At 69.2% G+C, this 7,963-nt stretch carries 9 protein-coding genes and 1 pseudogene; 6 read left to right on the top strand and 4 right to left on the bottom strand.

Features of this window, described 5'->3' with window-relative positions:
• From Q0716_RS02200 to Q0716_RS02225, 6 genes are all read left to right on the top strand, one after another.
• Positions 1–787: D-alanine--D-alanine ligase (locus Q0716_RS02200; RefSeq protein WP_299019171.1), on the top strand; the 787-nt coding region annotated here is incomplete at its 5' end.
• A 1-nt stretch (position 788) separates the two neighbouring features.
• Positions 789–1,640: a cell division protein FtsQ/DivIB gene (locus Q0716_RS02205; RefSeq protein ID WP_299019173.1), complete on the top strand. Its 852-nt coding sequence runs from the start codon at positions 789–791 to the stop codon at positions 1,638–1,640.
• Between the two features lie 7 nt (positions 1,641–1,647).
• Positions 1,648–2,877, top strand: coding sequence for a cell division protein FtsA (gene ftsA / locus Q0716_RS02210; RefSeq protein WP_299019175.1), 1,230 nt, complete (start codon positions 1,648–1,650; stop codon positions 2,875–2,877).
• Positions 2,878–2,897: 20 nt separating this feature from the next.
• Positions 2,898–4,124, top strand: coding sequence for a cell division protein FtsZ (ftsZ, locus tag Q0716_RS02215; protein WP_299019177.1), 1,227 nt, complete (start codon positions 2,898–2,900; stop codon positions 4,122–4,124).
• Between the two features lie 140 nt (positions 4,125–4,264).
• Positions 4,265–5,188, top strand: coding sequence for a UDP-3-O-acyl-N-acetylglucosamine deacetylase (lpxC, locus tag Q0716_RS02220; RefSeq protein ID WP_299019179.1), 924 nt, complete (start codon positions 4,265–4,267; stop codon positions 5,186–5,188).
• A gap of 26 nt (positions 5,189–5,214) precedes the next feature.
• Positions 5,215–5,391 (top strand): hypothetical protein, encoded by a 177-nt coding sequence (locus Q0716_RS02225; RefSeq protein ID WP_299019181.1) that lies wholly within the window; start codon positions 5,215–5,217, stop codon positions 5,389–5,391.
• Between the two features lie 25 nt (positions 5,392–5,416).
• Here Q0716_RS02225 and ruvC read toward each other — a convergent pair whose 3' ends face one another.
• From ruvC to Q0716_RS02245, 4 genes and pseudogenes are all read right to left on the bottom strand, one after another.
• Entirely contained in the window at positions 5,417–5,965 is a 549-nt protein-coding gene (ruvC, locus tag Q0716_RS02230) for a crossover junction endodeoxyribonuclease RuvC (RefSeq protein ID WP_299019183.1), read from the bottom strand.
• Positions 5,966–5,993: 28 nt separating this feature from the next.
• Positions 5,994–6,734, bottom strand: coding sequence for a monofunctional biosynthetic peptidoglycan transglycosylase (gene mtgA, locus Q0716_RS02235; protein WP_299019185.1), 741 nt, complete (start codon positions 6,732–6,734; stop codon positions 5,994–5,996).
• Positions 6,734–7,612 (bottom strand): TonB family protein, encoded by an 879-nt coding sequence (locus Q0716_RS02240; RefSeq protein WP_299019187.1) that lies wholly within the window; start codon positions 7,610–7,612, stop codon positions 6,734–6,736. The genes mtgA and Q0716_RS02240 overlap by 1 nt, the downstream gene beginning before the upstream one ends.
• Positions 7,613–7,636: 24 nt before the next feature.
• Positions 7,637–7,963: pseudogene (locus Q0716_RS02245) on the bottom strand (RNB domain-containing ribonuclease); the annotation flags it as partial.

The raw sequence follows: 7,963 nt of genomic DNA on the forward strand, positions 1-7,963 counted from the left end.
CTTCATCGCGCTGCACGGGCGCTATGGCGAAGATGGCACCGTGCAAGGCGCGCTGGAGCTGATGGGCATCCCCTACACCGGCTCGGGCGTGCTGGCGTCGAGCCTGGCCATCGACAAGACCATGACCAAGCGCCTGTGGCGCGCCGAAGGGCTGCCCACGCCGGACTGGCGCCTGGTCGGCAGCGTCGAGGAGACGCAGGCGGCGTTCGACGCGCTGGGCGCGCCGATGATCGTCAAGCCGGCGCGCGAGGGCTCCACGATCGGCCTGACCAAGGTCACCGCCCGGGGGCAGTGCGCCGATGCCTACCTGCTGGCGGCGCGTCACGATGCACAGGTGCTGTGTGAGCAGTTCATCGCCGGTGACGAAGTCACGTGCGCGGTGCTGGGCAGCGGCCGCGAGGCGCAGGCACTGCCGCTCATTCGCATCGTGGCGCCCGGTGGCAACTACGACTACGAGCACAAATATTTCAGCGACGAGACGCGCTACCTCATCCCCAGCGGTCTGCCCGCGCACGAGGAGGCGGCCATCCAGACCTTGGTACTGGCGGCCTACCGCGCATTGGGCTGCCGCGGCTGGGCGCGCGCCGACGTGATGATCGACGCCGCCACGCGCCGTCCCTATTTGCTGGAGATGAATACCTCGCCCGGCATGACCGGGCATTCGCTGGTACCCATGGCCGCGCAAGCCGTCGGGCTTGACTATGGTGCGCTGTGCCTGCGCCTGCTGGCGGCGGCCACGTTGGACAACCCGCCGTCCGCCGACACCGCGTCTGGAGGAGAGCGCTGAGATGGCGACGCGCGCCGCGACCCCTCCCACGCCCATGCCGGCCGATGTGCGCTGGATGAACGCCGTGGCCGCGGCGCTGTGGGCGCTCGCCGCGGGGGCCGTCGTGGTGGCGCTGGGGGTGTGGGTGGCGCGGCATCCGCTGTGGACGCTGCAGGCCATCACCCTGCACGGCGACTTGACCCACCAAAACGCGGTGACGGTGCGCGCGCTCGTGGTGCCGCACCTGCGCGGTACCTTCCTGACGCTGGATCTGGCCGAGGCCCGCGCCCGCTTCGAGGCGCTGCCGTGGGTGCGGGAGGCCGTGGTGGAGCGCGAGTTTCCGAACCGTCTGCGCGTCACACTGCGCGAGCACGAGCCGCTGGCGTGGTGGGGTGAGGCCGGTGGGGGGCGCTTGGTGAGCGTGCGTGGTGAGGTGTTCGAGGCCGACCCCGACGACCCCGCCGCCGACCAATGGGGCGTGCTGTATGGGCCCGCAGGCGAAGCCGAAGCCGTGGTGGCGATGTACCGCCGCCTGTCGCCCCTCGTCGAGCGGTTGGGGCGTGACGTCGGACGGCTGGAGCTGTCGGGCCGCGGCAGTTGGCGGCTGACGCTCGACAGCGGCGCGCCGATCGAGCTTGGCCGCGGCGAGGCCGAGGTCGTCGAGCGCCTGCAGCGCTTTGCCACCACCCAGGCCGCGCTGCGCGCCCGCTACGGCGCGCGCGACATCGTCAGCGCCGACCTGCGCTACCCCAACGGATACGCGCTGCAGCTGCGCGGCGTGTCCACCCAGCCCGACGCCCCCGCAAGCCCGCGAGCGCGTGCCCCCGCCACCGCACGGCCCGCGCCCGCGTCTGCCCGTCAACCCACCCGCTGAACGCATCATGGCCAAGGAATACAAGGACATCGTGGTCGGACTCGACATCGGCACCGCCAAGATCATGGTGGTGGTGGCCGAAGTCCTGCCAGGTGGCGAGCTCAAGCTCGCCGGTCTGGGTGTCGCCCCCAGCAATGGTCTCAAGCGCGGGGTGGTCGTCAATATCGACGCCACCGTGGCCAGCATCCAGCAGGCCCTCAAAGAAGCCGAGCTGATGGCCGACTGCCGCATCGCGCGTGTCTACACCGGCATCACCGGCAGCCACATTCGCGGCATCAACTCCAGCGGCATGGTGGCGATCAAAGACCGCGAGGTCAGCCCGGCCGACGTCGCGCGCGTCATCGAGACGGCCAAAGCGATCAATATCTCCACCGACCAGCGTTTGCTGTTGGTCGAACCGCAGGAATTCATCATCGACGGCCAAGAGGTCAAAGAGCCGATCGGCATGAGTGGCATCCGGCTCGAGGCCAAGGTGCACATCGTCACCGGCGCCCAGAGCGCTGCCGAAAACATTCTCAAGTGCGTGCGCCGCTGTGGCTTGGAGGTGGACCAGCTCATGCTCAATCCGCTGGCGGCGGCGCAGGCCGTACTGACGGAGGACGAAAAAGAGCTGGGCGTGGCGCTGGTGGACATCGGCGCGGGCACCACCGACGTGGCGATCTTCGCCGGCGGTGCCATCCGCCACACGGCGGCCATCCCCATCGCGGGGGATCTGATCACCAACGACATCGCGATGGCGCTGCGCACCCCCACCAAGGATGCAGAGGACATCAAAGTCGAGAGTGGCTGCGCCAAGCAGTTGCTGGCCGATCCGGATCAGCAGGTGGAAGTCCCTGGCCTCGGGGATCGCGGGCCGCGCCTGCTCAGCCGCCAGGCGCTCGCCGGTGTGATCGAGCCGCGCGTGGAGGAGATTTTTGCGCTGGTGCAAGCCGTGATTCGCGAATCGGGGCACGAGGAGCTGCTCTCCAGCGGCATCGTGCTCACCGGTGGCAGCGCAGTCATGCCTGGCATGGTCGAGCTGGGCGAGGACATTTTTCTCAAACCCGTGCGGCGCGGCGTGCCCCAGTACGCCGGTGCCCTCGGGGACATGGTCGCGCAGCCGCGCGCGGCCACGGTGATGGGTTTGCTCGAGGAGGCGCGCCTGGCGCGCCTGCGCGGGCACAAGGTGGCGCAGAAGGCGGGCTCGGTCGGGGGCCTGCTGACGCGCGTCAAAGAGTGGTTCGTCGGCAATTTCTGAACACAGGCAAGGAGCGTTCCATGAGCATCGAGATGATCGAAGTCGAAGAATTCAACCGCGGCACGCAGATCAAGGTGATCGGCGTGGGTGGTGGCGGCAGCAATGCCGTCGAGCACATGATCCAAAGCCGGGTGCAGGGCGTGGAGTTCATTTGTGCCAACACCGACGCGCAGGCGCTGGCGCGCTCGTCGGCGCACCGGTTGATCCAGCTCGGTCGCACCGGGCTGGGTGCGGGCAGCAAGCCCGACAAGGGCCGCGAGGCGGCGTTGATGGCCGAAGCCGACATCCGCGAGGCGATCGAGGGTGCGCACATGCTGTTCATCACCGCCGGCATGGGCGGCGGCACCGGCACCGGCGCGGCCCCCGTGATCGCCAAGATGGCCAAGGAAATGGGCATTTTGACCGTGGGTGTGGTGACCAAGCCCTTCGACTGGGAAGGCGGCCGGCGCATGGCCAACGCCGAGGAGGGCCTGGCCGAGCTGGAGCAAAGCGTCGATTCGCTCATCGTCGTGCTCAACGACAAGCTGCACGAGGAGCTGGGTGAGGACGTCACGCAAGACGAAGCGTTTGCCGCCGCCAACGACGTGCTCAAGAACGCCGTCGGCGGCATCGCCGAGATCATCAACGTCGAGGCGCTGGTCAACGTCGACTTCGAGGACGTGCGTACCGTGATGGGCGAGCCCGGCAAGGCCATGATGGGCACGGCGGTGGCCAGCGGTCCGGATCGTGCGCGCATCGCCGCCGAGCAGGCCGTGGCCTGCCCGCTGCTGGAGGGCGTGGACATGCGTGGCGCCAAGGGCGTGCTGGTGCTCATCAGCGCGGCCAAGGGGTCGCTCAAGCTGTCCGAATCCAAGCTGGCGATGAATACCATTCGCGCCTTTGCCGCGCCGGACGCGCACGTCATCTACGGCACTGCGTACGACGAGTCGCTGGGCGATGCGCTGCGCGTGACCGTGGTCGCCACCGGCCTGAACCGCAACGGCCAGCGCCAGCCGCTGACCGTGGTGCAATCCCAGCCGCACCAGGGCCTGCGCACGGGGACCGACAACATGCCGTTCATCCCGACGCTCAACCAGGCGGTGCCGACGGGCGCCGCCGGCACGGGCGGTGGCGCGGCCACGGCGGGCAATCCAGCCGTGCCCAGCGTCTGGCGCACCCGCAACGCGGCTGCGCGCGTCGAGGCGCTGGCTTCCAGCGGCATGGACGACTTCGAAATCCCCGCCTTCCTGCGCAAGCAGGCGGACTAAAGCACGCGCATACGCCTGGAACGCCTCGATCAGCCGGTGGGCCGTCTTGCCGACGCGGCTCACCGGCGCGCGCCCTGCGCGGCGGCAGGGCATGACCGACCGGATGGGCGCGGATCCGACCCCGCGCCTACAATGCCGACATGATTGCGCAACGCACCCTCAAGACCCTCACGCGCGCCGTGGGCGTGGGCCTGCACAGCGGTGAGCGGGTCGAGCTCACGCTGCGTCCCGCGGCGCCCGATACGGGCATCGTTTTTCGCCGGGTCGATTTGGCCGATCCGGTGGACATCCCAGTCAGTGCCACGGCGGTGACCGATACGCGGCTGGCCTCCACTTTGTCACGCGATGGCGTGCGCGTGCACACCGTCGAGCACCTCATGAGCGCCTGCTGTGGCCTGGGCATCGACAACCTCATCATCGACATCACGGCCGAGGAGGTCCCGATTCTGGACGGCTCGGCGGCGTCGTTCGTTTATCTGTTGCAAAGCGCGGGCATCGAAGTGCAGCGCGCGCCGCGACGCTTTTTGCGGGTGACGCGCCCGGTGGAGGTGCGCGAAGGCGAGGGCCGCAGCCTCAAATGGGCGCGGCTGGAGCCGTACCACGGGTTTCGGCTGCAGTTCGAAATCGAGTTCGATCACCCCGCCGTCAGTGCGACCGGGCAGTGTGTCACTTTCGATCTGGGCAGCGGGCAGTACGCGCGCGAGATCGCGCGTGCGCGCACCTTTGGCTTCACGCGCGATGTGGAGCACATGCGCTCGCAAGGGCTGGCCCTGGGCGGCGGGCTGGACAACGCCATCGTGCTCGACGACGTTAAGGTCCTCAACGCCGACGGCCTGCGCTACGACGACGAGTTCGCCAAGCACAAAATCCTCGACGCGATGGGTGACCTGTACCTGGTGGGGCGGCCTCTGCTGGCCGCCTACAGCGCCTATCGGGGCGGGCACGCGCTCAACAACCGGCTGCTGCGCGCGCTGCTGGCGCAACCGGACGCGACCGAGATCGTCACCTTCGAAGACGAGCGCCGTGCCCCGCCGGGCTTTGCCCAACTGGCCTTGGCGCGCTGACGCCCCACGCCGCTGGAGTCCGCGCCGTGTTCATCTTCCGCTTCCTGATGTTTGCCCTGCTGGGCGGGGCGGCGTTGTGCTTTGCGTTTTATTTGGGCACCGGGCGGCGGCACTATCTGCGCTGGGGCCTCGTGATTCTGAAGTGGACGGTCATCGCCGCCTTGGCCTTCTTTGCCGTGTTGATCTTGTCGCGCATCGGGTAGCGGTGGGCCGTGCCGAGCGGGCGACTCAGTAATGGCGTCCGTCCTTGTAAGCCGCATGGGTGCGCGCGCGCAACGGCGCCACCTCGCGGATGGCTTGGGTGGTGCGGGCCACCTGCGCGTGTGTGATGCACAGGCCCAGCGCGTCCGCCGCGTCCTTGCCGGGTAGCCCCGGCAGGTCGAGCAGCCGGCGCACCATCTCCTGCACCTGGGCTTTGTGCGCCTTGCCGTAGCCGACGACGGCTTTTTTGAGCTGCAGCGCGGTGTATTCGGCCACTGGCAGGTCGTTGGCCACCAGCGCCGTCAGGCAGCAGCCGCGCGCCTGGCCCAGGATGAGCGTGGCCTGCGGGTTGACGTTGACGAATACGATCTCCAGCGCCGCCACCGTGGGCTGGTAGCGCCGCACCACTTCGCCAATGCCGTCGAACAGCGTGCGCAGCCGCTGCGGCAATAGCGCTCCACCGTCGGGGCTGGTGCGGATGGTGCCACTGGCGACGTAGCGCAGGTGGGGGCCCTCGGCGTCCACCACGCCAAAGCCGGTGGCGGTCAGGCCAGGGTCGATACCAAGAATGCGCATGGCGCGATCTTAGCCGGGCGGCCCACCATCAGGGCACCCGAACGGCGCCCATGCGCGCCAGAATGGTTTGCGTGCGGCTCTCGAGATAGCCCGAACCGAGCCGCGCCCCGTAGCGCTTCGGGGCGGGCAGCAGCACCGCCAGTCGGGCTGCCTCGGCCGGCGTTAGGCGGGCGGCGGGCTTGCGGAAGTAGTGCTGGGCGGCAGCCTCGGCGCCGAAGATGCCATCGCCCCACTCCACCGCGTTGAGGTAGATCTCCAGAATGCGGCGCTTGTCCAGCGTGGCCTCCAGCATCCAGGTCAACAGCAGCTCCTGCCCCTTGCGCCACAGCGTGCGCTCGCCGGAGAGCAGCAGATTCTTGGCCAGTTGTTGCGTGATGGTCGAGCCGCCCGCCAGCCGTGCTGGGCGCACGGGGCCGCTGCTGGCGCGGCGTTGCGCCTGCGCCATTCGGCGTTCGTTGCGCTCGCGCGCGGCCTGTACCGCCTCCCAGTCCACGCCGAAATGCTCGACGAAGCCGGCATCCTCGGCGGCGATGACCGCGCGCTTGAGGTGCGGCGAGATCTGGTCGTAGGGTACCCAGCGCTGGCGCCAGCGCTGCCAGCCGCCGTCTTCTTGCCACAGCCGCCACGCCTCGGAGCGCTGAAACGCGGTGCTCTGCGGATCCACCACCGCCATGAGCGCGATGCGTGCGACAAACCAGACTTGCAACAGCAGCGCCGCCAGCGCGATCCAGCCCAGCACGTGCCACAGCGCGCGCCCGACTCGCCCCATCAGCGGGATTCCCCTAGCTGCGTCTGCAAGCCCGCCTCGCGTGTGAAGCGGAAGCGGGAGACGACGACGATCTGGTCGGCACGCTGGCGCATGGCCTGATTGAAGCGCGCAAACTGCAGGCTGCGCACGATGGCCTGCGCGCGCTCGTCCAGATACGGATTCCCCGAACCCTGTACCACCTCGGTATCGAGCACGCGGCCGTCGTGGTTGACGGTGATGACCATGGTCAGTTCGCCGTACAGCTTGCGCCCGCCCTGCTCGGGAAACTGGGCCGTGCCGCGGTCCTCGATGCGCCGGCGCAGCTCGTCGTAGTACAGGGCATAGACCGCTTCGCGGGTGGCCGGGCTGATGTAGCGGCGCCGTGGGCGGGCGTTTTCTTCTTCGATGCGCTTTTCGATTTCGGCCAGCGCCTTTACCAGCGCCTGCCGGCGTTGCTCGCGCGCTTGGGCCTGGGCCACATCCGCCGGCGGCGCCGCGTTCAGTTGCGCGATTTCTCGCCGCAGCTGGGCCAGCAGGCGGTTTTGTTCCGCCTTCATGGCCTCGATGCGCTGCTCCTCCTCGTCCAGCGCGTCACCCGCGCGCATCCGCATCGCCGGCGGCAGCGGCGATTGGGCGCGTCCGCGCTCGGCGTCGCCGCCACCGGCCAGGTTGGCTTGCGCGATGGCCTGCGCCCGCTCAGGCGCTTGGTCGCCGCGGGCGTTGACCAGAATGACTTCCAGCGGCGTGTCCTGCAACACACGCTCGGGCCGCAGTGGCGGCACGAAGCGCACCGTCAGCACCACCGCGTGCACCGCCACTGAAAACGCCAGCGCCCACGGCAGTGGGTCGGCGCGCACGCGGGCGCCGAGGGTGGCAAAGGCGCTGGCACGGGCCGTCATCGGCAGCGATCTCCCGATGCCGTCCTAACGCGGCGTCTCGCCCGCCGCCCCTTGGGGACCGGCATCGGTTTCGCCGTCATCCACGGCCACGGCGATGGTCAGCGGGGCGGCGAGCGCGTCGTCGGGCTCGCCCTCCAGCGTGTCCTCGACCTCGGCCACGGGTTCGGTGTCGCCCAGCCGCTCGATGACGGTGCCCGTGACTTCCAGCGTCAGCTCGTCGATCGCGCCCAGCCGCACGCGCACGCGCTCACCGCGCTGCAGCCCGTCGGTGCCCAGCACCGCAAACACCAGTGGCAGCGTCTCGGCGCGCACCAGGTTGTCTTTCAGGAACGCCGCCTCCAGCTCGGTGAT

This window comes from uncultured Tepidimonas sp. (genome assembly GCF_938045175.1).
In the GTDB taxonomy this organism is placed as follows: Bacteria; Pseudomonadota; Gammaproteobacteria; order Burkholderiales; family Burkholderiaceae_C; genus Tepidimonas.